The sequence below is a fragment of the Roseovarius halotolerans genome, assembly GCF_900172255.1.
GTDB classification, from domain to species: domain Bacteria; phylum Pseudomonadota; class Alphaproteobacteria; order Rhodobacterales; family Rhodobacteraceae; genus Roseovarius; species Roseovarius halotolerans.
In genome coordinates this window covers 1130724-1155960 of the sequence record NZ_FWFU01000001.1, presented here as the reverse complement: position 1 = coordinate 1155960, position 25237 = coordinate 1130724, and the positions used below count along the sequence as shown (strand labels likewise).

At 63.7% G+C, this 25237-nt stretch carries 17 protein-coding genes; 12 read left to right on the top strand and 5 right to left on the bottom strand.

What is annotated here, in order from left to right; all coding sequences use genetic code 11:
* Nucleotides 1–192: 192 nt before the first annotated feature.
* Nucleotides 193–798: a response regulator transcription factor gene (locus ROH8110_RS05585; protein WP_085816653.1), complete on the bottom strand. Its 606-nt coding sequence runs from the start codon at nt 796–798 to the stop codon at nt 193–195.
* Nucleotides 799–1166: 368 nt separating this feature from the next.
* On the opposite strand from ROH8110_RS05585, the gene ROH8110_RS05580 reads away from it, so the two are divergent.
* From ROH8110_RS05580 to ROH8110_RS05555, 6 genes are all read left to right on the top strand, one after another.
* Nucleotides 1167–1526, top strand: coding sequence for a putative pterin-binding protein (locus ROH8110_RS05580; RefSeq protein ID WP_121143616.1), 360 nt, complete (start codon nt 1167–1169; stop codon nt 1524–1526).
* A 31-nt stretch (nt 1527–1557) separates the two neighbouring features.
* Complete coding sequence (locus ROH8110_RS05575; protein WP_170156434.1) at nt 1558–4110, top strand: hybrid sensor histidine kinase/response regulator; 2553 nt, start codon at nt 1558–1560, stop codon at nt 4108–4110.
* A 139-nt stretch (nt 4111–4249) separates the two neighbouring features.
* Nucleotides 4250–5368 carry an efflux RND transporter periplasmic adaptor subunit gene (locus tag ROH8110_RS05570; RefSeq protein ID WP_245962745.1) on the top strand — a complete coding sequence of 373 codons (1119 nt, stop codon included), beginning with the start codon at nt 4250–4252 and terminating at the stop codon, nt 5366–5368.
* Nucleotides 5365–8457, top strand: coding sequence for an efflux RND transporter permease subunit (locus ROH8110_RS05565; RefSeq protein ID WP_085816650.1), 3093 nt, complete (start codon nt 5365–5367; stop codon nt 8455–8457). Before ROH8110_RS05570 ends, ROH8110_RS05565 begins: the two co-directional genes overlap by 4 nt.
* Before the next feature lie 112 nt (nt 8458–8569).
* Entirely contained in the window at nt 8570–10351 is a 1782-nt protein-coding gene (locus ROH8110_RS05560) for an autotransporter assembly complex protein TamA (protein WP_085816649.1), read from the top strand.
* On the top strand, nt 10351–14148 hold the full coding sequence (locus ROH8110_RS05555) for a translocation/assembly module TamB domain-containing protein (RefSeq protein ID WP_245962746.1): 3798 nt from the start codon (nt 10351–10353) through the stop codon (nt 14146–14148). Before ROH8110_RS05560 ends, ROH8110_RS05555 begins: the two co-directional genes overlap by 1 nt.
* A gap of 27 nt (nt 14149–14175) precedes the next feature.
* Here the strand turns inward: ROH8110_RS05555 and ROH8110_RS05550 are convergent, their stop codons facing one another.
* Nucleotides 14176–14622, bottom strand: a complete 447-nt coding sequence (locus ROH8110_RS05550) for a hypothetical protein (RefSeq protein ID WP_139837386.1) — start codon at nt 14620–14622, stop codon at nt 14176–14178.
* Nucleotides 14623–14865: 243 nt separating this feature from the next.
* Here ROH8110_RS05550 and ROH8110_RS05545 point away from each other — a divergent pair, with 243 nt between their 5' ends.
* Complete coding sequence (locus ROH8110_RS05545; protein WP_085816646.1) at nt 14866–15093, top strand: hypothetical protein; 228 nt, start codon at nt 14866–14868, stop codon at nt 15091–15093.
* A 34-nt stretch (nt 15094–15127) separates the two neighbouring features.
* Here the strand turns inward: ROH8110_RS05545 and ROH8110_RS05540 are convergent, their stop codons facing one another.
* From ROH8110_RS05540 to ROH8110_RS05530, 3 genes are all read right to left on the bottom strand, one after another.
* A complete protein-coding gene (locus tag ROH8110_RS05540) occupies nt 15128–15901 on the bottom strand; it encodes a Crp/Fnr family transcriptional regulator (RefSeq protein WP_085816645.1) in 774 nt (257 codons plus the stop codon).
* Nucleotides 15902–16173: 272 nt separating this feature from the next.
* Entirely contained in the window at nt 16174–16836 is a 663-nt protein-coding gene (locus tag ROH8110_RS05535) for a phosphoribosyltransferase (RefSeq protein ID WP_085816644.1), read from the bottom strand.
* A gap of 170 nt (nt 16837–17006) precedes the next feature.
* Nucleotides 17007–17930 (bottom strand): LysR family transcriptional regulator, encoded by a 924-nt coding sequence (locus ROH8110_RS05530; protein ID WP_085816643.1) that lies wholly within the window; start codon nt 17928–17930, stop codon nt 17007–17009.
* 162 nt (nt 17931–18092) lie between these two features.
* Between ROH8110_RS05530 and ROH8110_RS05525 the strand changes: the two genes are divergently transcribed.
* The 5 genes from ROH8110_RS05525 (at nt 18093) to eda (ending at nt 25232) form a co-directional block, all read left to right on the top strand.
* A complete protein-coding gene (locus ROH8110_RS05525; RefSeq protein ID WP_085816642.1) occupies nt 18093–19103 on the top strand; it encodes a TAXI family TRAP transporter solute-binding subunit in 1011 nt (336 codons plus the stop codon).
* Between the two features lie 125 nt (nt 19104–19228).
* Nucleotides 19229–21469, top strand: a complete 2241-nt coding sequence (locus ROH8110_RS05520) for a TRAP transporter permease (RefSeq protein WP_085817025.1) — start codon at nt 19229–19231, stop codon at nt 21467–21469.
* Nucleotides 21456–22718 (top strand): NAD(P)/FAD-dependent oxidoreductase, encoded by a 1263-nt coding sequence (locus ROH8110_RS05515; RefSeq protein ID WP_085816641.1) that lies wholly within the window; start codon nt 21456–21458, stop codon nt 22716–22718. Before ROH8110_RS05520 ends, ROH8110_RS05515 begins: the two co-directional genes overlap by 14 nt.
* A 55-nt stretch (nt 22719–22773) precedes the next feature.
* Nucleotides 22774–24597: a phosphogluconate dehydratase gene (gene edd / locus ROH8110_RS05510; RefSeq protein WP_085817024.1), complete on the top strand. Its 1824-nt coding sequence runs from the start codon at nt 22774–22776 to the stop codon at nt 24595–24597.
* The gene (gene eda, locus ROH8110_RS05505) at nt 24594–25232 is read left to right on the top strand and encodes a bifunctional 4-hydroxy-2-oxoglutarate aldolase/2-dehydro-3-deoxy-phosphogluconate aldolase (protein WP_085816640.1); all 639 of its coding nucleotides are present in this window, start codon (nt 24594–24596) and stop codon (nt 25230–25232) included. The genes edd and eda overlap by 4 nt, the downstream gene beginning before the upstream one ends.
* Nucleotides 25233–25237 lie beyond the last annotated feature (5 nt).

The window sequence follows — 25237 nt, the reverse complement described above, 5'->3', positions numbered from 1 at the left end:
CGTGCTGATGTATCAGGAACGCCCCCACCCCTCTTCCGTACAAACCACCCCGCCATTCATGACGAACTCTTTGTTAACCCCTACCCGGTGCGGTGCATGGCACCGACGCGATACCGACGTGATACAGCCGCAATGCCGATCACCGTTTTTCGTTGTTAATCAGTTGGTTGAAGGGTGATTCTCGGGCGAGGATCAGATTAGCCCCAGATCCCGCGCCAGCATCGCGGCATGGGTCCGGTTTCTTGCCCCCAGTTTGCGCGACAGGGTCTTTACGTGCAGTTTCACGGTGACTTCCTGGATATCGAAGTCACGGGCGATTTCCTTGTTGGATTTGCCCTCTGTCAGTCCCCGCACCACATCCAGCTCGCGCGGCGTCAGGTGCACGGCCTCGCTGCTATCTTCTTGATCCGTAAGGAATTCCTCTGGCCGATAGATGTTGCCCGCCAGCATCTCCCGCACCGCCTCGATCAGCGCCTTCGGGCCGAGGGTCTTGGGCAGGTAGCCCGCCGCCCCGGCCCGCAACGCCCGGCGCGCGATTTCGGGCGTGGCCGTGCCCGACAGGATCGCCACCGGGCAGCCGGTCTCGGCCCGCATCCGCCTCAACCCCGAAAGGGAATCCATCCCCGGCATGGAATAATCAAGTAAAACAATGTCATAGGGGCCGTTCTTGCGTTCGGCTTCCAGCGCGCTTTCCAATGCATCCGCCGACGCAACCTCGAACCCCCCCTGCAATCGCAAGTAATCCGCGATCGTTTCCCGGACCAGTTCATGGTCGTCGGCGATCAATAGCTTCTTCATGTCACGTTCCCGAACCAATCTCCCGCGCAGCGCCACCGCGCGCCCCGCCAGAGCCCCACTCACTTTACAGACCAAGCATGACAGGCTTACAGATAGTTTATGCGCTGCCTGCGGCATTGCATAGGAAAATGCCACCCGCGGGACAATGTTGCGCGGTTCTGGCCGATCTCGACGGAGCGTGCAATACAGTGTCGCGAAGCCATCGGAATACGAATTCGCCAGCGTGGGTCGCGGCGCTGCTCGGGCTGGCTGTCCTTGCCATGAGCGGCCCTGCCCGCGCTGCTGCGGATGAGGCGTCGCGACCTGTTCTTTCCCTTGAAATAATTGATGAATCCTCAGACGTGCGTTGCACGCGACAAACTGTCGAGATGACCTATTCCCAGCTCCTCGCGCTCCCCTCGGCCACCATCGAAACCAGCACCAACTGGACCTTCGGAACGCAGCGTTTTACCGGCGTCTGGCTTGCCACGCTGCTTGCTCATCATGGCATCCGCAGCGGCACGCTCGAGCTTTTCGCCGTCAACGACTACGTCGTGCGCATCCCGGTCGACGCGATCGAGGAAGGCGGTGAACTGCTGGCATATGAGCGCAACGGCAAGATCATGACTCTCCGTCAGAAAGGCCCGCTCTGGCTGGTTTATGACTGGGATCGCAACCCCGCGTACCGCACCGAAACCCACTATTCCCGCAGCATCTGGCAACTGGACCGCATCGTCGCGACGCGCTAGTGTATCGGCCTGCCGTAGAACGGATCGAAACGTGAGCGCGTTTGCACATCTCAAGACCCGCCTGTCCCGCCGCAACGCGCCGCTGGTCCTGTTCGGCGTGCTGTCGCTGGCATGTATGCTCGCAACCGCGTTCCTCGCTTTTCAGGTGTATTTCAAGCTCGATCGCTATGGCAGCGCCGCGCATGACAATATCGAATGGACATTGGCGCAGCTCGAGGTCGATCAGGTTAAACTCGCGCGCGCGCTCGACCGTCTGGACGACCCGGCTCCCGCCGATATCCACGAGGTTCGCCTGCGTTTCGACGTGCTTTACAGCCGCGCGACCACCTTCATGAGCAGCGGCGCATATCGCAAGGCATTCGCCGACAACAGCATGGCCCTCGCCGAGGTCGAAGCAATGTGCGCCACGTTGGACGACATGGCTGCACTGATCGACCTCGATGACGCTCAGATGGTCGCCGCGCGCAGCGCGCTCCTGCACGCCACCACCAGCCTGACGCCTTCGATCCGGCGTCTCTCCAGCGCGGGCATCGCCCTTGATGCCGCGCGTGCCGATGCGGAACGAACCTCGCTCACCACCACATTGCGGCAGATGACGGTCATCAGCCTTCTGATGTTGGCAGCCATGCTGTCGCTGATGTGGGTGCTCTGGCGGCTCAATGCGCTCAACCACCGGCGCGCACTGCAGAACCGGGCGACGCTCAACCGGCTCTCGACGATCCTCAATACCTCGGGGGATGCCATCCTGGTGGTCCGGCCCGATGGAAGTGTCGCCGAGACCAACGACACGGCGCGACGTACCTTTGACCTCGACCGTCCCGGCGACGCGCCTGTCAGGCTCAGCGATATCCTGTTGGCACGGGAGACCGATGGTAGCGTCAGCCCGATCGACAGCAGCCGTCTGCAGGCGCTTTCCGCAGGCCTGTGCAAGGCTCCCCCGCAGTTGCTGGCAAGGGCGGCAGATGGCGCGCTGGTCCCGGTCGAAGTGTCGGCCAACATGGCGATGCGGGCCAGCGATGCGGTCTGTGTCTGTTTCATCCGTGACATTTCGGACCGTGTTGCCGCCGAAGCCGAAGTCCAGGCCGCGCGCGACAAGGCGCTGTCCAGCGAACGCGCCAAGGCCCGTTTTCTGGGCCGCAGCAGCCACGAGATGCGCACGCCGCTACACGGGATCCTGGGGGCGCTCGACCTTCTGGATGGCACCCGTCTGTCGAAGGAGCAGGTGCGCTATACGGCGATCATGAAAAGCTCGGGGCAATTGCTGCTCAACCAGATCAACGATGCGCTGGATATCGCGCGCTCCGATGGGCGCCAACTGACACTGCGTGAAGCCGCCTTCGACCTCGAGGCGCTGATTGACGGAATCGTGACCGGCCAGCAGGCCGAGGCCGAGGCCAATGGCACCAGCATCCGCGTGCTCCCCGGCCGTGCGCCCGTAGGCGAGGTCTTGGGCGATCCCGATCGCGTTCAGCAGGTGCTCTTGAACCTCCTGTCGAACGCGATCAAGTTCACCCGCAAAGGTCAGATCACCATCGAATTCTCGCGCATCGCCAGCCCCGGCCAAGGCACCGATCTGATCGAGGTGCAGGTCGCCGATACCGGGATCGGTATTGACGAACAGGACCTTTCGCGCATCTTCGACGACTTTGTGCGCCTCTCTCCCGACGCCTCCCGTGTCGAGGGCACCGGGCTGGGCCTCGGGATTGCACGCAACCTTGTCACGCTCATGGGCGGCAAGATCGGCGCCGAGAGCATTCCCGGCGAAGGGAGCCTCTTTTGGGTGCGCCTTCCCCTGCCCGGCGTCGGTGACCGGATCATGGATCGTAAGACAGGCAGTGATCGCCCGCTAAAGCGGAGTCCGCCGCTGGACGTCCTGCTGGTCGAGGACAACGCCGCGAACCGGTTCGTTCTCGGCGAGATGCTGGAGCAGGACGGGCATAGCGTCAGCCACGCGCAGGACGGCGCCGCCGGGGTCAGCGCCGCAAATGCCAGGCGGTTCGACCTGATCATCATGGACATTTCGATGCCCGGCATGGACGGGCTCGAAGCCACCAGACGCATCCGTCACGGCCACGGTCTTTCGGCGGATACGCGCATCGTCGCCCTGACCGCCCATGTCGAACGCGAGGCGAGCAAACAGCTGCATGACGCAGGTATCGACGACGTCTATACCAAACCCCTGCGCCTGGCCGATCTGCGCCGTTTGCTGACAAGCACGGGGGCTTCCGACACCCGCAAGGCGCGCGAGGCGATCGATCCTTCGGTCACCGACGAGCTCTGCGCGATCCTGCCAGAGGAACAGTTCATCCGATTGATCGAAGGATTCAGGACCGAAGGCGAGGCCCTGATGAGGGTGCTGTCCTCCAGCGGGCCGAACGACCTCGAAACAATCGCGGGGCGCCTGCATCGTTTCGCCGGCGCTGCGGCAACGATCGGGGCGCTCGAGCTGCGCCGCGCCGCGGCGCGCGCCGAAAGCGCCGCGCACCAAGGCGATGCAGACGCATTGGCGAAAGCCGTTCCTGACATCGAGAGCGCCTGGGCGGCGACCATCGACTGGCTCGCCGCGCGTAATCGCGCCGCCTGAGGCGATATCGGCCCCGCAAGTCCTTATTCAGACCTCGACATATCGAATCCGTGATGCGGAAGGAGTTGCCAATTCCCCTGCCTCCTATACCTTATCCCGAACCGGCTTTAACGCGGGCTATTGCAAAGGGGTGACGGACGTGCCGATTTGGAAACAACTGCTGTTGATCGGCATTCTCGCGGCTATCGGATATGGCGGCTATGAAGGATATCAGAGGTATTTCGCTTCCGGCGAGACCGCAGCCGCAACGTCGGGCCGCGCCGACCGACCCACCCCCATCGAAATCACCACCGCCGAAGTTCGCACCCTCGCCCGCACTGTCGAGGCCGTCGGCACGACCCGTGCGCGCCAATCGGTCGACATCGTCCCCGAAGCAGACGGCCGGATTGTCGAGCTGGCAATTTCATCCGGGGCGATGGTTGAAAAGGGTGCCGTCCTCGTGCGTCTGGACGATGACATTGCCCGCGCGGACCTTGCCGAAGCCGAAGCGCGGCTCAAGGAACGCAGGCAGGCCCTGGAACGGGCCAGACAGCTACGCCTGTCCAACGCCGTGGCCGAAGCGACCCTGGAAGAGGCCGAGGCACGCCTTGCCGAAGCCGAGGCCCAGCTTGACCGCGCGGCCCGCCGCCTTCAGGAGCGCACGATCCGAGCACCGTTTCGCGGAGTTGTCGGGCTGACCAACATAGATCCCGGCGCCCGCGTCGTCCAGGGCACCACGATCACCCGGCTCGATGATCTGAGCGCGGTCGAGGTCGAGTTCGGCCTGCCCGAGGCGTTGTTCGCGCAGGTCTCGCACGACCAACCGCTGACCGCCACCACCGTCGCCTTCCCTGACGAGGTGTTCCACGGCAAGATCGAGGCCGTGGATAACCGCATTGATCCGGTCAGCCGTTCGTTCCGAACCCGCGCCATCATTCCCAACCCCGAAGGTACCCTGCCCGCGGGCATGTTCATGTCGCTGGAACTGACGCTGTCTCAGAACGAGCGCGTCGTCATCCCCGAGGAGGCGCTCGTGTTCCAGGCCGCACAAACGTATGTTTTCGTTGTTGAAAACGGGACTGCAAAGCGCGTTGTCGTGCGAACCGGCCTGCGGCGCGACGGGATGGTTGCGATCCTCGAAGGGGTCGATGAGGGCAGCACCATCGTCCTGCGCGGCCTTCAGAGCCTGCGCGACGGAAGCCCCGTCGAGATCATCGGCCAGAATGGCGACAGCGCTGATGTTGCCGCCGACAACGCGACCGAGGGCGACAACACATGACACTTTCGGACCTGTCCGTCCGCCGTCCGGTTCTGGCGGCTGTGGCCAGCCTGCTTCTGATCGTTTTCGGTGTCAGCGCCCTGCGCGATGTGCCGATCCGCGAACTTCCCGATGTGGACAACGCCGTTGTATCGATCACCACCACCTATCGCGGCGCCGCCCCAGAGGTGATCGACACCGACATCACCGAGACTATCGAGGGCGCCATAGCCTCGATCGCAGGTATCCGTTCGATAAGCTCCGAAAGCCGACAGGGCCGCTCCAGGGTCACGATCGAGTTCGATCCCGGCCGCGATATCGATGTCGCGGCCAATGACGTGCGCGACTCGGTCGGCAGGGTTCTTGACAACCTGCCCGAGGACGCCAATCAACCCGAGGTCGAGAAGGCCGACGCCGATGCAGATCCGGTGATGCGGTTGGCGGTCACATCCGACCGGATGACCACTGCCGAGATCACCGACTATATCGACCGGTTCATCGTCGATCGCCTTGCGACGCAGGACGGCATCGCCAATGTTCGTGTGTATGGCGATCGCTCTTTCGCGGTGCGGATCTGGCTGGACCGGCGCGCCTTGGCTGCGCGCAAGCTGACCGTGTCCGATGTGGAAGAGGCGCTGCGGCGCAACAATGTCGAGCTGCCCGCCGGCGAGGTCGAATCCGAGAACCGGCAGTTGTCGGTGCGTCTCAACAGCCGTCTCGCCAGTGTCGACGATTTCCGCGACGTGGTGCTTGACCGGGTCGCGGGCTATCCGGTCCGGCTCGGCGATGTCGCTCGGGTCGAACCGGGCGTCGAAAGCGATACGACCTTCGCGCGCAGCGACGGCAAGGACGCGGTCGGGCTTGCGATCCAGCGACAGAGCCAGTCCAACACGCTCCAGATTTCCAACGCGGTGCGCGCCGAGATCGCCCGCCTGATCCCGACCCTGCCCGAGGGCATGGAGATCATAATCGGTTCGGATGACGCGCTGTTCGTCGGCGCATCGATCCGCGAGGTCGTGATCGCGCTGTCGATCTCGCTGGCGCTGGTGGTGCTGGTGATCCTGTTGTTCCTGCGCAGTGTCCGGGCCACGCTTATCCCTGCGATCACCATTCCGGTTTCCCTCCTCGGCTGTTTCATCCTGATCGGGATCTGGGGTTTCTCCATCAACACGCTGACCTTGCTGGCGCTGTTGCTGGCCATCGGCCTGGTTGTGGACGACGCCATCGTCGTGCTCGAGAACATCCAAAGGCGGATCGAGAATGGCGAAAGTCCGCTTGTGGCCAGCCTGAAGGGCGCGCGCCAGGTGACATTCGCGGTGCTGGCCACCTCGGTGACGCTGATCGCGGTTTTCGTTCCGCTTTCCTTCATGCCCGGTCAGGTGGGCAAGCTCTTCGTCGAATTTGGCTGGGTCATGGCGGGGACCGTGGCGATCTCAACCTTCGTGGCGCTGACCGCGTGTCCGGCCCTTGCGTCGAAGGTTCTGAAGGCGGGCAAGACAACCGCACGGCGCAGCGAATACGCGCCGCGCGGCTGGCTGCAGGTTGGATACTCTGCGCTTCTGATCCGTGCGATGCGGGCGCCGCTGGTGGTGCTGACCCTTGCGCTGGTGCTCTCCGGGGGCGCGTTCCTGTTCTACGACGGGCTGGCACGCGAATTGGCGCCGCGCGAGGATCGCGGCGTGGGCTTCATACCGTTATCCGCTCCGCAAGGCAGTACCGTCGCCTATACCGACCGCGCAGCGCGTCAGGTCGAGGACATCCTCGCGCCAATGCGCGAGGAAGGCGTCATCGAATCCGTCTTTACCTTCACCGGTTGGGGCAACCGCGCATGGCGCAGCTTCGTCGTGTTCCGCCTCGCGCCCTGGAGCGAGCGTGACCTGACGGTATCCGAAGTGGTCGGACGTATCGCGCCCCAGATGTCACAGATCACCGTCGCGCGCGGCTTTCCTGTCACGCCTGCGGGCCTGGGGCTCAGGGGCAATTCTACGCCGGTCCGGGTTGTGATCGGCGGACCTGATTTCGACAGCGTCAAGACATGGTCGCTCGCCTTGCTGGAACGCGCCGAAAACATCGAGGGTCTGGTCAATCCCGAGATCAATTTTGAGCAGAACCTGCCACAGCTCGATGTCACCATCGACCGTGCGCGCGCCGATGACCTCGGTGTGTCGATCGACACCATCGCCAACACGATGCAGACCATGCTCGCCTCTCGGCAGATGACCACCTTCGTAAGCCGCGGCCGCGAGTACCCGGTGCTCGCACAGGCGATCGAGGAAGACCGCCGGACGCCGTCGGACATCGACAACATCTTCGTACGCTCCGGCGACGGCGAGACGCTGGTGCCGCTCGGAGCGCTGGTGACGGTGCGCGAGAACGCCGCGGCGCCATCTCTAAGACGCTTCGACAGGCTGCCGTCGATCCAGCTGTCGGGTGCGCTTGCGCCGGGTGCGGATCTCGGGACGGTGCTTGGCCGGGTCGAGGCCGCGGCCGCCGAGATCCTGCCAGCTGAAGCCTCGCTTGGCTACGAGGGGCAGTCGCGCACCCTGAAGGATACATCAGCCGGTGCTGGACTTGTCTTCGCCTTGTCGGTTTTGATCGTCTTTCTTGTTCTCTCGGCACAATTCGAGAGTTTCGTCCATCCGGTCACGATTCTTTTGACGGTTCCCGCAGGTGTCGCGGGTGCGATCTATGCAATGGCGATCGGCGGGCTTTCGATCAATGTCTACAGCCAGATCGGGATCATCCTTTTGATCGGGCTGGTGGCGAAGAACGGGATCCTGATCGTCGAGTTCGCCAACCAGCTGCGCGACGAAGGCCTTGATGTGCGCGAGTCGGTGATACGCGCCTCGGTCCTGCGGCTGCGCCCGATCGTGATGACCGTGATCTCCACGGTTCTCGGCGCCCTGCCCCTTGTTCTGGCCAGTGGCGCGGGTGCCGAAAGCCGCAATGCCATCGGCACGGTTATCATCGCAGGTCTGCTCATGGCGACGACCTTGATGTTGATCGTGACGCCGGTTCTCTACGATCTTCTGGGCCGGTTCACCCGTCCGCGCGGCGCTATCGAAGGCGCGCTCGAGAAGGAATTGTCGGAAGCGGATCACGCCATCTGATCCTACGGCATTTTTGCGCCATTCTTGGTGCGGAACGGTCGCATCCCGGTGCGCGTTCAGGTTACATCAGTCGCGGTAACGGAGCTCCATTTTGAACGAATCGATTCACTTGATGAAACGCATTGCCGTCTGTGTCGCGCTGATCCTGACCACGGGCGCGGCATTTGCCACCGAGCTCAAACTGGTCGCGCCGGGCGCGCCGGGATCGCTGGTGGACAAGCTCAAGTCCGCGTCGCTCACGCTTGCTGCGCCCGCTCGCGAAGAGCCGGTTACGCCGCAGGATCTTCTGGCGGCCGCGCGGGCCGATTACGGTCGCCTCGAAAGCGTGCTTTACGCGGCGGGCTATTATGGCGGCGTGATCCGGATCGTCGTGGATGGCCGTGAAGCCGCCGATATTCCACCGCTGGCGCAGATTAGCAGGATCGACCGTGTCGCGCTGCGAGTCCTGGCGGGGCCGCGATTCATCTTCGCCCGCACGAATGTCACCCCGCTTGCGCCGGGCACGGAACTGCCTGACGGCTTCAGGTTCGGCGCCTATGCCGAAAGCGGCCTGATCGCCGACGCCGCGAAAGCTGGCATCGATGGCTGGCGTGACCTTGGGCATGCCAAGGCCGAACTGGCCGGTCAGGATGTGATCGCCAACCACAAGACCAACATCGTGGCCGCTGATATTCGCCTGAATCCCGGACCTCGCCTTCGTTTCGGCGATCTTGTCGTTCGGAAGACCGGGCGCGTTCGTCCCGAACGGCTGCGCGAAATCGCCGGGCTTCCGACCGGTGAGACCTTTTCACCCGACGAGGTGGACGAGGCCGCCACGCGCCTGCGCCGTACCGGAACCTTTCGTTCCGTTTCAGTCACCGAGGCAGAGACACCCGCGCCGGACGGCACATTGGACATCGAGGCCCGCGTGGTTGATGAGAAGCCCCGTCGCATCGGGTTTGGCGCCGAAATCTCGTCTCTCGAGGGGCTGGGCCTGTCGGGGTTCTGGTTGCATCGCAACCTCCTGGGCGGTGCCGAGCGGCTGCGTCTTGACGCCTCGGTCGGCGGGATCGGCGGCGATACGGGGGGCGAGGATTACAACCTCTCGGCACGCTTTGACCGCCCGGCGACATTCACTCCCGATACCGGCCTGTATCTCGAGGCCCGCGCCGCAGAGGAGAACGAGCCGAACTACCGTGAACGCAGTATCGAGGTGGGCGGCGGTCTGACGCATATCTTCTCGGACAGCCTGACGGGCGAGGCCGGGATCGCATATCGCTATTCCGAGGTGGATGACGACCTTGGCGCGCGCACGCTCGAACATGTCCTGCTGCCGGCGCGCCTGACCTGGGACACCCGCGACAGTCAGCTTGACGCACATGAAGGGTATTATCTCGATGTCGAAGCGACGCCCTTTGTCGGCGTCAATGGCGGATCGGCAGGCGCGCGCCTATATGGGGACGCGCGCGCCTATCTCGGCTTTGGCAAGGATGACCGCTTCGTCCTTGCGGGGCGCGCGCAGGTCGGCTCGGTTTCTGGTGCCTCCGCTGCCGAGGTGCCGCCGGGGATGCTGTTCTATTCCGGTGGCGCGGGCACCGTGCGCGGGCAAGCCTATCAATCGCTGGCGGTTGATCTTGGCGGCGGCCGCGAGATCGGCGGGCGCTCCTTCATGGCCTTTTCGGGCGAACTGCGCGCACCGCTGCGCGACGCGCTGTCGCTGGTGGCGTTCTATGACGTGGGTTTCGTGGGCGCGGACAGCTGGGGCACCGAGAATGGCGGCTGGCATAGCGGCGCGGGACTTGGCCTGCGCTACGATACCGGTATCGGGCCGATCCGCCTCGACGTGGCAACGCCTGTCAGTGGCGGTTCAAGCGGCGCGATTGAGGTCTATATCGGCATCGGGCAGGCATTTTGATGCGCATTCTTCTGATCATATCCCTGTTCACCCTCTGGGCGAGCGGTCTTTCCGCCCAGGACACGGATGCGGACACGGCGCGCGATCGTGGACTTCTGCAAGCCTTCATCGAAGACAACCTGTCCCAGGCCGGGCGCGATGTGCGCATCACCGGCTTTCAAGGTGCGCTGTCTTCCGAGGCCAGCCTCGATGAGCTGACGATTGCGGATTCCGAAGGAGTCTGGCTCACGCTTCGCGATGTCACACTCGAATGGACCCGCAGCGCGTTGCTGCGCGGCCGCCTCGAGGTGAACCAGCTGACCGCACAGGAAATCATCCTAGAACGGCAGCCCAACACGGAGGCAAGCGAGCCCCGGCTCGATCCCGAGAATGCCGTTGCGAAGCCTTTCGCCCTGCCCGATCTGCCGGTGTCGGTTAATATCGGCGAAATCAGTGCCGCACGGGTCGAACTGGGTGCGCCGGTGCTGGGCGAGGCCGTGACCTTGTCGCTGGATGGCAGTCTCTCGCTGGAGGGGGGCGATGGTGCCGCCCGGCTTGCGGTCGAGCGTCTTGATGATGAAGGGATGCTGACACTCGACGCGGGGTATTCCAACGAGACCCGAGTTCTTGCGCTGGATGTCGAACTGCGCGAAGGCCCGGGCGGGATTGTCTCGGGTATGCTCAACATGCCCGACCGCCCTGCCCTTGGACTGACCTTGCGCGGCGAAGACCCGATCGAAGATTACGAAGCGCGCCTAGCGCTGTTGCGAAATGATATCCCGCGGCTGACCGGCGTGGTGCGTGTGACCGGTGAGAAGCCCACAAAGGATGCTGAAGGCAATGACAGCCGAGGCCCTGCGACGACAGATGACGGCGCACGATGGTTCGAAGCACGGCTGGGGGGCGATCTGCGGCCATTCTTCACCAATGAACTGCGTGGTTTCTTCGGCGCCCGCTCCCGCGTCGTGCTTGATGGTCAGCGCAATGCCGACGGCGCGATGATGATCGACAGGCTGACACTCAGCACCGAACAGCTGCGCCTTGATGGATCACTTGAGCTCGACCCTCAGGGCTGGCCGCTCAGCCTGTCGCTTGATGGTGAGCTCGATGCCGATGGCGCATTGGTGCGCCTGCCCATGAGCGGCCCACCAACACGGCTTGCAGGCGCGCGGATTTCTGCGCGCTACAACGCCGATGAGGGCCAGGGCTGGCAGGCAAATGCCACAATCGACGATCTGCAGCGGGACGGGATGCGCATTGCGCAGGCGCGCCTTGAGGGCAGCGGGCAGATCATCCTCGACGCCCCGCGCACGCTCGATGCGCTGCTCGACTTTTCGGTCGAGGATTTCAGCCATGACGACCCGGCACTTGCCGAGGCCGTGGGACCCGCCCCCGAGGGCGATGTGCGGCTGCGCTTGCGGGAGGGCGAGCCGTTGAGGGTCGAGCGGCTCCGGATCACCAGCGGCGATGCGACTTTGGACGCGCGGGGCGAACTCGATGGGCTTGCCGAGGGGTTCCCGGTCAGTGGCAAGGCAACGATAGCGGCTGCGGATCTTGCGCGCTTTGCCGCAGTTACCGGACGTGATCTGGCAGGTGAAGCACGCGCCAGCCTGTCGGGCGACGGCACGATTCTGGGCGGTTCATTCGACCTCTCCCTCGAAGCCAGAACCGACGGTTTGGCGGTTGGCGAGCCGCGGCTCGATCCGGTCCTGTCGCCGCCGACCTCGCTGCGCGTGGTTGCGCGTCGCGACGAGGACGGCACCGTGCTTGACCGCCTGCAGCTCGACAATGACGAGGTGAAGGCCGACATCTCGGGTCGGCTTGATGCTCAATCCGGCACGCTCGACCTTGCCGTGTCCCTGCGTGAAGCTGCGCTGATCGAGCCGCGCATCTCCGGGCCTGCGAAGGTCAATGGCGGGCTTGGCTGGACGGCGGGCGGCGCGCTGACCTTTCGCGACATCATAGCGGAGCTGGCGGGTGCCGAGCTGCGCGCGACGGGACAGATCACGCCCGAGGACGAAGCCCTTCCAGCAGCAGGTCGCATTGCGCTGACCGCACCGGATCTGTCGCGTTTCTCGGCGCTTGCGGGCCGGACGCTTGCCGGTGAAGTGGCGCTGCGCGGCGAAGGTGACGGCACGCTTCGCGAGGCGACCGGACGGCTGGACGTAGAGCTTGAAGGGCGCGGGCTGCGCAGTGGCATGCCGGAACTTGACAGGCTGATTGCCGGGCAGCTCGATGCTGCGCTCAGGGCGACGCGCGAACCCGGGCAGGTCGCGCTTGACCTGTTGTCGCTCAAATCCGGGCGCGTTTCGCTGATTGCAAAGGGCGGTGCTGCGGGCGCTCCGATCAACCTGACAGCGCGGCTTGACGATCTGGGCCTGCTGGCGCCTGGCGTTTCAGGACCTGCGGAAGCCTCCGGGCAGATCACCCTTCGCGATGACATGGGCCGAGATATCGGCGTCAACCTTTCGGCCACTGGCCCGGGCGGAACCTCTGCCCGCATCACCGGCGATATCCGGGATCTCGGTGAGCGGCTGAGTCTCAACGCCAGCGGTGCCGTCCCTCTGGCACTGGCCAACAGCTTCATCGCGCCGCGCTCGGTCGCCGGCACGGCACGCTATGATCTTTCCGTGAACGGTCCGCCCGCACTCTCGTCGCTGAGCGGCAAGATCGACCTGTCGGGCGCGCGGATTGCCTTGCCCACCTTTAACGCGGCGCTGACGGATATTGGCGGAGGCATCAGCCTTTCAGGTTCTCAGGCGCAGCTTGACCTGCGGGCCACGGGTGGCGAAGGCGGCGAGATAATCCTGCGCGGGCCGATCGGATTGACCCCGCCCTACCCGGCCGACCTGGCCGTCGTATTGGCTGCGCTGGTCCAGAGTGATCCCGACCTCTATCGCACTGCGGTCGGCGGCAGGCTGAGCGTTGCCGGGCCGCTTACTGGCGGTGCGCAGGTGTCGGGTGACCTGGTGCTTGGGCCTACGGAAATCCGCATCCCCTCATCTGACATTGCCAATGTGGGCCTGCTCCCGCAGATCCGGCATCGGAACGATTCCCCCGAAGTCATCGAAACCCGGCGCCGTGCGGGTCTGATCCGGGAAGAGAGCACGGCCGAAGCGCCTGCCCTTGGCCTCGACATCACGGTATCTGCGCCCAACCGGATCTTCGTGCGTGGCCGCGGGCTTGACGCCGAACTCGGCGGCAACCTCACGCTGAGGGGCACCACCAATGATGTGATCCCAAGTGGAACCTTTGCATTGCAGCGCGGGCGGTTGGACATTCTTGGGCGTCGGCTCGAGCTGACCGAGGGGCTCATCGACCTGCGTGGCGCATTCGATCCCTATCTGCGCTTCGTTGCGCAGACAGAAGCCGATGACACGAGCGTCAATGTCATCATCGAGGGGCTGGCGAGCGCGCCCGAGATCATCTTCACCTCGACACCGGAACTGCCGCAGGAGGAAGTCGTCTCGCGCCTGCTGTTCGGGCGTGACATTAACAACATTTCGCCCTTCCAGGCCGCACAGCTGGCCGCAGCCGTGGCCACGCTGACAGGTCAGCTTGACGGTGGCTTCATGACGGAGCTGCGCAATACCCTCGGCCTGAGCGACCTTGACGTGACCACGAATGCCGAGGGCACCACGGAGTTCACCGCCGGGGCTTATATCAGCAAGAACGTTTATTCAGAGGTCACAGCTGACAGCGAGGGAAATCAGAGGATCGACCTCAATCTCGATGTCAGTGACAACGTGACGGTGCGCGGCAGCGTCGGCACCGACGGCAATACCGGCCTCGGAGTGTTCTACGAACGGGACTACTGAGGCGCGCGGGCGGCCGCGACGCCTGATTCAAACAGGTATCGCGTGATCCGATAGCGTCTCTATTGCCGGTGCCGCAGCGTTGGTGCAGTCGCTGATCAGGGCGCGACCCGCTTCGGCTTCGGCTGTCAGGGTGCCAACGAAACAGGTCGTGCAAAGACCTGTCCATTCGCCCACATCCTGCGCGATCCGTCCCATTGATCCGGCTTGCCACACGTTCAGTATCTTGACTGAGGTGCCGGGATTGCTCAGCGCCGCCGCGCCCATCTGTTGCAAAGCATCAGCACCGGTGCGCGCAGCGATGCGGCGGCGCGTGAACCAAGCCTTGGTGAAGCCTTCGGCCTCATCCATGATCCGTTCTTGCGCTGCGCGCAGTTCATCGACCCGCGGCATCGCCAGGGATGCAAGGGCAACCGACGCGCGGGTCTGGCGCAATGCATGTCGTGTCAATGCTGTGTTCGGGGTGGTATCGGGCATGGACGGCTTCCTCGCATCATGTTTCAGTGAGTCCCAGAGCCCGCAAACTGGCCGGGAGAAATGTCAGGCATCGGCCAAAGCCCGCCGGTGCAGCGCGCCCCGGACGCGGAACGCCGCCGCATTTCTAATGATCGGACAAATGACACATGCGTGTCATTGACCAGGGTCAATACTGGTCCCAAATTTCCTGGCAGAGCCGACCCGGATCGCGCAGCACCCTGCCCGAAATGAAGGGGATTTCCTATGACTGAAATATTGGGCGGCGAGGCCCCACCCTGCATTTGCCAGTCGCTCTCCGCGCGCAACGGCAGCATTACTCAGAAGCTTGGCCCCCTGCCCGGCGAAGCGCTGAGCGCGATGCGCGGATATGGCATGGATGATTCCGAGATTGCCGCCTATTTCGGCGTGACTCTCTCGACATTGCAGCGGTTGCGCCGGACGCTGCCGGTGACCCAGCCCTGGCGCGGCTGACGGTTTCTGTCGCGGACCAGCTAGAGGCGCGCGCTCATACGACCGCGCGTGCGCCTGCTTTCAGCACTCCGTCAAGCGATGGCCCGGAGAGCGCGACCAGTCGCCGTGTATCGCGAATTTCGATCACGTTTGGCGAACTCACGAGCACAGCGCCCTGATCCGCCAGTGAATGCAGGCTGCGACACAGGGTTTCGGGCGTCATGTCCAGAAGACTGGCCAGATCCAGCCGTCCGAGACGTAGATCTATAAAACTGCGCCCGCCTGAGTTGATGGTCATGGCGTCGGCGCTGTCCCCGGTGATCAGTCGGAAGTAGAGATAGGCCGCAACCCGCTCGCGCGCCCTGCGCCCGCGCAGAAGGCACATCCAGACGCGCATCGAATCCATCTGTTCGAGCGTGGCGAGCAGATAACCATGCTCCAGGCTTGGCGAACGCGATAACAGTGCCTCGAACCCCTGCCGGTTGAACAGGCAAAGGGTTGCATCTGTCGCGGCCTCATATGAGAGCGGGATCACGGGTTCAAAGGCCCGCCCCAAGAAATGCCCGGTGAACAGCAGGGCAAGCACCTGCGTGTCGCCCGCCTCGGTCATATGCACGGTCTTGACGACTCCCGACGTCACGACCGCCAGATTCTTGGCGTTGTCGCCTTGGGTCATGATCGACTGCCCGCGCGCCACCCGCACACGGCGCGCAAGGCGACTGATATCGATCCTGGTCTGCGCATCGGCATGGCTGCACAGGCCGGTTTGAAGGATAGGACACTCGCCACACGGGCAGGAGGCGGTTTGCCTGATCGAAACGACGTTCATTTTTGTTCCCCGCTTTCGGTCGTGCCTTGGCGCGCACCGAACAAGATCGGCCGGAAAATGTCCGGTCAGCCCGCAACGGGAAAACTCTGGTTGGCGAAAATACAAGCCATGCGGGCACGACCATTGGACGCCGAATCAGCGGGAATGCAAACCCTTTATTCTGGAAAAACTCGCGGCACCCGCGCGCATGCACCGAACGCCGTGACCCTGCGTGGAAGATAGACGTTCAATCGGAGGGGGTTTTCGGCATGGCATCGATGCGGGCCGGCCCTTCATTCCTTGGTCTCGCCTCGTGCGTTCGCTTCCTGCATCATGTGAATTACCTCTTCATCTGTGACCTGATCGAACACACGATACGCAGCGCCAACCGCGCCAAAGCGAAGTTGGGGCTCAGGACAGATGATGGCGTCAGCCAGTCCGCGAAGGGTTTCCAGGGCCTCGGCGCTGGCAACGGGAACCGCCACGATCACGCGAGCAGGTGCGCGATTGCGCAAAGCCGTCAGAGCAGCGCGCAGCGTCGTACCCGTGGCGACGCCGTCATCGACCACGAGGACCGTGCGCCCCTTCAGTGGAAGGGGTGCGCGCCCGCCCACATAGGCATTGCGGCGCCGTTCAAGTTCCGTGCGCTCAGAGGCAGCCAGAGCGTCGATATCGCTTCGCGACAGGCCAAAGGCCCGCGCGGTCGGGACATTGACCAAGAGCCCCGCGTCGCCCGGACCGGTTACCGCTGCAACAGCCAGTTCGGGGTTGCGGGGCGCGCCAACCTTGCGCACGAGGATCAGGTCCAGAGGTGCGTGAAGCGACTCTGCGATCTCTGCTCCGATTGGCACGCCACCGCGGGGTAGCGCCAGGACAACGACATCCTCCTCCTCAAGGGGCGGCAACACCTGTAGCAATCGGTGCGCCGCATCATGCCGGTCGTCATAGACTGTCACGCCACCCGTCCCGCGAGGAGCAAGATCGCGCACCGCGCATCGCAAGCCCCTCGGTCCTTCATCTTCGATGTGAGGCCCTGGCCCGGGTGACCCCGGACTGAAGCGCCGTCTCTTCATTCTCTCGCCCGGGGTTGGCAACGTCATTGACGATCATCAACACCCGAAGGGCGTCAGAACCGGGCGGCGATCCGGCGCACCTCTTCCTGCCAGAGCGCAGCGAAAGCCGAAGCTAGCGCCGAAGGCGGACGGTGCGCCGGAGTCAGAACGTGAAACTCCACCGTGATCGCTGGCTCAAAGCGGCGAAACACGATCTCTTGCGCCTCGATCCCCCGATAGCCACGATAGCTTTCGGCGCTCATCGTATCGACCACCGCACAGGCCAGGCCGAGTTCAACGAAATTGAGAAGCGGGATGAAATACTGTGTCTCGTAACGCACATCGAACGCAGCGCCCGCCGCTTCAAACGCGCCACGGGTATCGCGGTGCGTTGCATGGTTCTCATGCAGCATCGCCATCGCCCGACCATCGAGGTCGCCGGGCGTCACCACCTCCTTTGCCGCAAGCGGATCATCTGCGGGAAGCGCACAGACGCAGCGGCTGGTCGTGGGGTGACTGGCGACCAGTTGCGACGATCTGTCGAAATCCGCGCTCATGTCGGCGATTCCGAAATCATAGGATTGCGTGGAGATCAGCTGATGCACCTGCGGCGAACTGCGGGTAATGATTGTCACGCGGATATCGTCGCGCCCTCTGGTCAGCCGGCTGACCAGCCGAGGCACCAGAAAGACGGATGGCCCCGGCATCGAAACGATCCGCAACTCGCCGCTGTCCAGCGACTTGAGGTTTCGCAGGTTCTGTCGGGCGCTGTCCAGCCTTCCGAGAATACCTGTCGCCTCGGCCAGCAGGTAATGCGCCTCGGGTACCGGATGGAGGCGGCGCGCGCGCCGCTCGAAGAGCTGCATGCCCAGTTCGGATTCGAGTGTGGCGATGGCGGTGCTGATCGCGGGTTGCGTGCGCCCTAGATTTCGCGCCGCCTGCGAGACGGATCCGGCCAGCATGACTTCGCGAAAGGCACTGAGTTGAGCAATGTTCATGACGAAATAAATATAAGCAACTTTTATGATAATCAATAAACTTTGAATTTGTGTTTATGGTGCGGAATTGGCACCGTGGGCGAACCGGGCGAATAGCGCCCTACGGACAGGCCGGATCAACCGGCCGCTTAAATCAATCGCTCTCAGGGAGACACACGACACATGGGACGTATCAGAAATCTGACAATCGCAACCATCGCAGGCCTCGCTATGGCCCTGCCCGCCACCGCGCAGGAGATGAAGTTCTTCCGCATCGGCACAGGCAGCGCGGGGGGCACCTATTTTCCGATTGGTGGCATCATCGCCAATGCCATCTCGAATCCTCCCGGTTCGCGCCCCTGCGAAGAGGGCGGCAATTGCGGTGTGCCGGGTCTCGTGGCAATCGCGCAATCCACCAACGCCTCTGCGCATAACGTGAACGCCGTCCAGGCAGGTCAGATGGAAGCCGGCCTAACCGGTGCCGCGACGCTGCATTTCGCCTATAAGGGCATCGGCGTTTTCGAGGGCAATCAGAAGCCCGACCTGCGCGTCATCGCCAACCTCTTCCCCGAAGATCTGCATCTCGTGTTGCCCAAGGGCGCCAAACTTGACAGCCTCAAGGATCTGGAAGGCAAGCGCGTCGGAATCGCGCAGGCCGGTTCGGGTACGCAGATCGCGATCGAGCTGATCCTCGCCACGCAGGGAATCACCCGCGACAACATCGAAGAGGCGGAACTCAACAACACCCAAAGCGCGGAGCGCCTGGCAGATGGCCAGCTCGACGCATACTTCTATGCCGCTGGCACGCCCGTGGCCGCGATGATCCAGCTCGACAATACCAAGGGCATGGAGCTCTATGACTGGTCCGAGGAAGAACTGACCGCCGGCAATGAGGCCGTTCCCTACTATATCAAGTCGATGATCCCGGCCGGCACCTATCCCGGCGTGGATTACGATGTGGACACGCTCGCTGTCTCGGGCATCCTCGTGACCAATGCCAATCAGGACGAAGAGCTGATCTACGAGATCACCAAGGCGCTGTGGTCGGATACCGCCCGCAACCTGATGGATAGCGGCCATCCCAAGGCGAAGGTCATCACGCTGGAAAGCGCGCTTGACGGTGTCGACGGCATCGGCGTGCCGCTGCATCCGGGTGCCGAGCGCTTCTACAAGGAAGCGGGCATGCTGAAGTGATCCGCTGACGTGAAGCGGGCCAGCCATCGCGGCTGGCCCATTTCGTTTCATCGCGATTCCATCGCATGGCTTGGCGCGCCCGCGTGCCACGCATTTTCATCCTCTCTGTTACCAAGGACATGCTCATGGCCAGTGATCGTCTGTCCACGGATCTGGACGCCCATCAGCTCGAAGAGCTGGAAAAGAAATACGACAGCGCCCTCAATACCCGCGACAACGGCCCGACGCTGACCCGCGCGATCTATTGGGCGACCATCCTGTTCGCCGCTTACCATGTCTGGACCGCAGGCTTTGGGACGCCTGTCGATCATGTGCATATGGGCATCCATCTTGCTGGACTGTTCCTGTTCATTTTCGTCTATTTCCCCGTCCGGCGCACCCCGCGCAGCCTGTCCTATGAGGGCGCGGGGCCGCTCAGGCCCGGCAACGTGCCGCTTTACGACTGGGCCATTGCGCTTTCGGGGATGCTGGCGGCGCTGTTCCTCTGGATCAGCTGGCGGGGGATCGATGGCTTTGGCCTCAACATCCCCGAGCAAGCATTGCGGCAGGGCAATCCCACCAGCGTGGACGTGATCCTTGGCACGATCCTGATATTCGCCACGCTCGAGATCGCACGGCGCACGATCGGCTTCGTGCTTCCGCTGATCATCATGGTCTTCATGGTCTATGCGCTGTTCGGACCTTCAATGCCGGTGCAGATCCTTCAGCATCCGGGCGTCGACTGGCACCAGTTCGTCAACAACATGTATTTCCCCTCCGAAGGCATCTTCGGCATCACGCTCTGGGTGGTGTCGACGGTCGTTTTCCACTTCGTGCTGTTCGGAGTCGTGGCACAGCGCATGGGCCTCGGGCAATTCTTCGTCGACAACGCGATGATGCTCGCCGGGCGCTATACCGGCGGCCCCGCCAAGGTGTCGGTGGTCTCGTCGGCCTTTTTCGGCACGATCTCGGGCAGCTCCATCGCCAACACAGTTTCGACCGGATCGCTGACCATCCCCAATATGAAGAAGATGGGCTATCCCGGATATTTCGCCGGCGGGGTCGAGGCCGCGTCCTCTGCGGGCGGCCAGATCACGCCTCCGATCATGGGCGCCGCCAGCTTCCTCATGGCCGAGTATCTCGAGGTGCCCTACACAACCATCGTAATCGCAGCCATCGTGCCGGCGCTCATGCATTACATCGGCGTGCTGTCCATCGTGCATTATACGGCCAAGCGCCTTGGCCTCCATGCCTATCCCAAGGACCAGTTGCCCCGCTTCCTCGAAGTCTGGCGCAAGGGCTGGTATACGATCATCCCTCTGATCGCGCTGCTGGTGGTGCTTTTCTCGGGCTATTCGCCCAACATGGCGGCATTCGTCGGGCTGTCACTTTGCATCGTGGTCGGGTTCTGCGGCGTCGACCGGCCACTGACGCTTGCGATTCCACTGGCGCTTCTGGCGTTCATCTTCTGGAAGGCATCACCGGCCAGCGGCGAAGGATTCTCGGCGACGCTGGCAGGCATTCTTGCCGCGCTGACGCTGGTTGGATCGATCCACCGAAATGAGCGCAAGGATTTCAAGGATCTTCTCAACAGCTTCCATGTCGGCGTTCAATATGCGCTTGCGGTCGGCGCCGCTTCGGCCGCGGTGGGGATCGTCGTGGGAGTTATCAATACCACCGGCGTGGGCTTCCGCATGGGCTTCATGGTGACCAACGGCGCCGCGGACATGGCGGCCTGGGTGCATCCCTTCCTCGGCTGGATTCCTTCCGAAGCCTTCAGCCTGACCTCTCTCCAGCAGTTCATCTCCCTGGTGCTGATCGCAATGGCCTGTATCCTGATGGGCGCGGGGCTGCCGACCACGGCACTTTACATCATGCTGGTCGCCGTCGCGACACCGGCATTGACGCAGCTGGGCGTGCCTCCGCTCGCGACGCATATGTTCGTGCTCTACTATGGCGTCATATCCGAGATCACCCCCCCGGTCTGCGCGTCGGCCTATGCGGCGGCGGGAATCGCCGGAGCGAACCCGTTCCGTACCGGGCTGAATGCTTTCACGCTGGGCCTTGGCAAGCTCCTAGTGCCCATGGTCTTCGTCTATGCCCCCACGATCCTGATCGTCCTGCCCGAGCATTTCACGCTCATGTCGTTCCTTCAGGTATCGATCACCTGTGCAACCGGTGTGTTTCTGATCGGGACGGCGGTGGCCGGCTATTTCATCACGGCCATGGGCGTCGGAGGCCGCATCCTGATGATCATCGGGGGGCTGTTGCTGGTGGCGCCAAGCGGCTCGAGCGACCTGATCGCACTCCTCGTCGTGGGGCTGACCGCCCTGCCGCAGGTGATACGCAAGCGCGCCGAAGGGGGCACCAACCATGCCACCCGATGACAGCGCCGGACCAGTCACTGTCCTGGGCGGCGGGGCCGTCGGGCTCTGCACCGCCCTTGAACTGGCCGAACGCGGTATCCCGGTCCGGCTGATCGACCGCGATGCACCGGGCCAAGGCGCGTCGATGGGCAATGCCGGTGTGATCTCACCCTTCTCGGTGGTGCCCCAATCCATGCCGGGGGTCTGGAAGAAGGCTCCCGGATGGCTTCTCGATCCCTTGGGGCCTGTTACGGTGCATGCGCGCCACCTTCCCCGTTTCCTCCCCTGGGCGCTCGATTTCTTGCGCAACGGCAGGAGCGAGCGGGTGCGTCAGATATCACTCGGAATGCACGCGCTGAGCGATGGCAGCGTCGATATCTATCGCCAGCATCTTTCAGGCACCGGCCAAGAGACCCTCTTGCAGGACAGCTGTTACGTGCTGGCGCATCGCAACCCGGCAACCGCCCGTGACACGGGACTGGACAGCGAATTGCGCCGCGCGGCAGGAGCCAGGGTCGAAGTGATCGGCGATGCCGCCCTGCGCGAGATGGAGCCCAACCTTTCACCCGAATTCCGCGCGGCGGTCGTCGTCCACGGGCAAGCACGCTGCACGTCGCCGGGCCGGATGATGCAGGTTCTCGCCGACAAACTGCGCAACATGGGTGGTGAAATCCTGCAGCACGAGGTCAAGACGCTTCAGCCCGTCACCGATGGCGGCTGGCAAGTCATCTGCGCTGGCGCGACATTGCAGGCCACTCGGGTCGTTATTTCCGCCGGCGCATGGTCGGCGCGTCTGCTGGAACCTTTGGGCCTGAAACTGCCCCTCGAGGCCGAGCGCGGATATCATGTGATGTTCGCCGAGCCGGGCGTACGCCTCAACAATTCCGTGATGGATACTGACCGCAAGTTCGTCGCAAGCTCGATGGAGCAAGGCATACGCGCAGCAGGAACTGCCGAATTCGGCGGGCTCGACAGGCCCCCTGACCCGCGCCGCGCCGACGTGATCGCAAAGCTGGCGCGCAAGATGATGCCGGGGCTGAACACCGCCTCTCGCACGACCTGGAGCGGCATTCGCCCGTCCTTTGCCGACAGCCTCCCGGTAATCGGCGAAATCCCCGGTCATCCCGGACTGTTCGGAGCTTTCGGCCACTCGCATTATGGGCTGATGATGGCGCCGCGCACCGGCCGCATCATGGCCGACCTTCTGAATGGCGTTCCACCCAATGTCGATCTGTCACCTTACCGCGCGGACCGCTTCGGATCGGTTTGAAACACCCTGGGTCCAGTGATATGTTATCGCTAACGCAAATCGCATGGACCGCAGGATGCAGCTTCACGCCACCATCGCGGATGTCACCGCCCGGATCAGGACACGCTCTGCGCAAAGCAGGCGCGCCTATCTCGACAGGGTGCGCGCCGCCGCCGAAGAGGGGCCACGCCGCGCGCATCTGAGTTGCAGCAACGAAGCCCATGCCTATGCCGCGATGGGCAGCGACAAGGACCGGCTGGCGCAGCATCGCGCACCGAACCTGGGCATCGTAACCGCCTATAACGACATGCTCTCGGCGCATCGTCCGTTCGAGTCCTTTCCGGAGATCATGCGCGACGCGGCGCGCCGCGCCGGGGGTACCGCGCAGGTCGCAGGCGGCGTTCCCGCCATGTGTGACGGGGTCACGCAAGGCCAGCCGGGGATGGAGTTGTCGCTGTTTTCGCGCGACGTGATCGCCATGTCAGCCGGGGTTGCGCTCAGCCACAACACCTTCGATGCGGCGGCCTATCTGGGTGTCTGTGACAAGATCGTTCCCGGTCTCGTGATCGCCGCCGCCAGTTTCGGCCATATCCCGGCGATCTTCGTTCCCGCCGGTCCCATGACCTCGGGTCTGCCCAATGACGAAAAGGCGACGCTGCGCCAGAAATTCGCCGCCGGTGAAATCGACCGGGACGCGCTGATGCGCGCCGAGATGGCCAGTTATCACGGACCGGGTACCTGCACCTTCTACGGAACCGCGAACAGCAACCAGATGCTGATGGAGTTCATGGGCCTGCATTTGCCTGGGGCGAGCTTCGTCAACCCGGGCACAGCATTGCGCGATGCGCTGACCGAGGCCGCCACCGAACGCGCGCTTGCGATCACTGCGCTTGGAAATGACTATACGCCGGCCGCCTCGGTGCTGGATGAGCGCGCCTTCGTCAACGGGATCGTCGGACTGATGGCGACAGGCGGATCGACAAATCTCGTGCTGCACCTGCCTGCGATGGCGCGCGCCGCCGGGATTGAACTGCGCCCCGAGGATTTCGCGGATATCTCTTCGGTCACGCCCCAGATGGCCAAGGTCTATCCCAACGGCCTTGCGGATGTGAACCACTTCCATGCCGCGGGCGGGCTGCAATACTTGATCGGCGATCTTCTGGCCGAGGGCCTCCTGCATGAAGATGTCACCACCGTGGCCGGACCGGGTCTGGCGCGTTATGCGCGGGAACCCAGCCTTGTGGATGGTCGCATCACATGGGGCAACGGCGCGGTGCGATCGCATAACGACAGGATATTGCGCCCCGCGCGCGATCCGTTCCAAACCACCGGAGGTCTCAGGGAACTGACCGGTAATCTCGGCGCCGGGATCATGAAGGTTTCCGCAGTGGCAGAGGATCTGCACGTGATCGAGGCCCCTGCCCGCGTGTTCGAGGATCAGGACGGGGTCAAAGCCGCCTTTCGCGCCGGAGAATTCAAAGGGGATTGCGTCGTCGTGGTCCGCTTTCAGGGGCCACGCGCCAACGGCATGCCCGAACTCCACGGGCTCACACCGATCCTGTCGGTGCTGCTGGAGCGCGGCTACCGCGTCGCGCTGGTGACGGACGGGCGCATGTCGGGTGCGTCGGGAAAGGTGCCCGCGGCGCTGCATGTCAGTCCCGAAGCCGCTCTCGGCGGCCCGTTGGCGCGTCTGCGTGACGGCGATATCCTGCGTGTGGATGCCAGTGCCGGGCGGCTGGACGTGATGAATGAAGACGCACTTGAGCGCGCCCCCGCGAGCCCTGACCTTGATGCCAACGCCCACGGGATGGGGCGCGAATTGTTTGCGCTTTTCCGTCAGAACGCCGGGCCCGCGACGCTTGGTGCCTCTGCGATCCAGCCGCCGGAGACAACCGGATGACCCCGCAACAGATCAGTCTCCGGACCCGCCAGCTTTGCGCAGTGGCTCCCGTTATCCCGGTGCTGGTTATCGAGGACGCCACGCAGGCCGCGCCTCTGGCACAGGCGTTGGTTGCGGGTGGTTTGCCTGTCCTCGAGGTCACGTTACGCACCCCGGCAGCGCTTGAGGCGATTGCAGCGGTCAGCAAGGTCAAGGGCGCCATTGTCGGCGCTGGCACGGTTCTGACGCCTGAGGATGCGCTGGCGGCGCGTGCGGCGGGTGCACAATTCGCCGTATCCCCCGGTAGCACCCCGCGCCTACTCGAGGCCTGCGAGGCGCTCGATCTGCCACTCCTGCCGGGCGCCGTCACCGCAACCGAAGCGATGCTGCTGCTGGAGCGCGGTTACGACATGCTAAAGTTCTTTCCCGCCGAAGCCTCAGGCGGGATCGCTATTCTCAAGGCCCTGGCCGGCCCCTTACCCAATGTGTCGTTCTGCCCGACCGGCGGCGTGTCACTGGCGAATGCGGGTGACTACCTTCGCTTGCCCAACACAGTTTGCGTAGGGGGCAGCTGGGTTGCACCGGATGACGCCATCGACGCCCGTGACTGGGAGCGGATAACAGGCCTTGCCCGGGATGCATGCCGACTGGTCTGAACACA

What these genes read in the sequence shown, in the direction of transcription:
- ROH8110_RS05520 (WP_085817025.1), top strand. Translation starts at nt 19,229, where the DNA reads ATGGCCAGTGATCGTCTGTCCACGGATCTGGACGCCCATCAGCTCGAA.
- ROH8110_RS05515 (WP_085816641.1), top strand. Translation starts at nt 21,456, where the DNA reads ATGCCACCCGATGACAGCGCCGGACCAGTCACTGTCCTGGGCGGCGGG.
- ROH8110_RS05540 (WP_085816645.1), bottom strand. Translation starts at nt 15,901, where the DNA reads ATGAACGTCGTTTCGATCAGGCAAACCGCCTCCTGCCCGTGTGGCGAG.
- edd (WP_085817024.1), top strand. Translation starts at nt 22,774, where the DNA reads ATGCAGCTTCACGCCACCATCGCGGATGTCACCGCCCGGATCAGGACA.
- ROH8110_RS05530 (WP_085816643.1), bottom strand. Translation starts at nt 17,930, where the DNA reads ATGAACATTGCTCAACTCAGTGCCTTTCGCGAAGTCATGCTGGCCGGA.
- ROH8110_RS05550 (WP_139837386.1), bottom strand. Translation starts at nt 14,622, where the DNA reads ATGCCCGATACCACCCCGAACACAGCATTGACACGACATGCATTGCGC.
- ROH8110_RS05580 (WP_121143616.1), top strand. Translation starts at nt 1,167, where the DNA reads ATGACCTATTCCCAGCTCCTCGCGCTCCCCTCGGCCACCATCGAAACC.
- eda (WP_085816640.1), top strand. Translation starts at nt 24,594, where the DNA reads ATGACCCCGCAACAGATCAGTCTCCGGACCCGCCAGCTTTGCGCAGTG.
- ROH8110_RS05560 (WP_085816649.1), top strand. Translation starts at nt 8,570, where the DNA reads ATGAAACGCATTGCCGTCTGTGTCGCGCTGATCCTGACCACGGGCGCG.
- ROH8110_RS05555 (WP_245962746.1), top strand. Translation starts at nt 10,351, where the DNA reads ATGCGCATTCTTCTGATCATATCCCTGTTCACCCTCTGGGCGAGCGGT.
- ROH8110_RS05525 (WP_085816642.1), top strand. Translation starts at nt 18,093, where the DNA reads ATGGGACGTATCAGAAATCTGACAATCGCAACCATCGCAGGCCTCGCT.
- ROH8110_RS05545 (WP_085816646.1), top strand. Translation starts at nt 14,866, where the DNA reads ATGACTGAAATATTGGGCGGCGAGGCCCCACCCTGCATTTGCCAGTCG.
- ROH8110_RS05565 (WP_085816650.1), top strand. Translation starts at nt 5,365, where the DNA reads ATGACACTTTCGGACCTGTCCGTCCGCCGTCCGGTTCTGGCGGCTGTG.
- ROH8110_RS05585 (WP_085816653.1), bottom strand. Translation starts at nt 798, where the DNA reads ATGAAGAAGCTATTGATCGCCGACGACCATGAACTGGTCCGGGAAACG.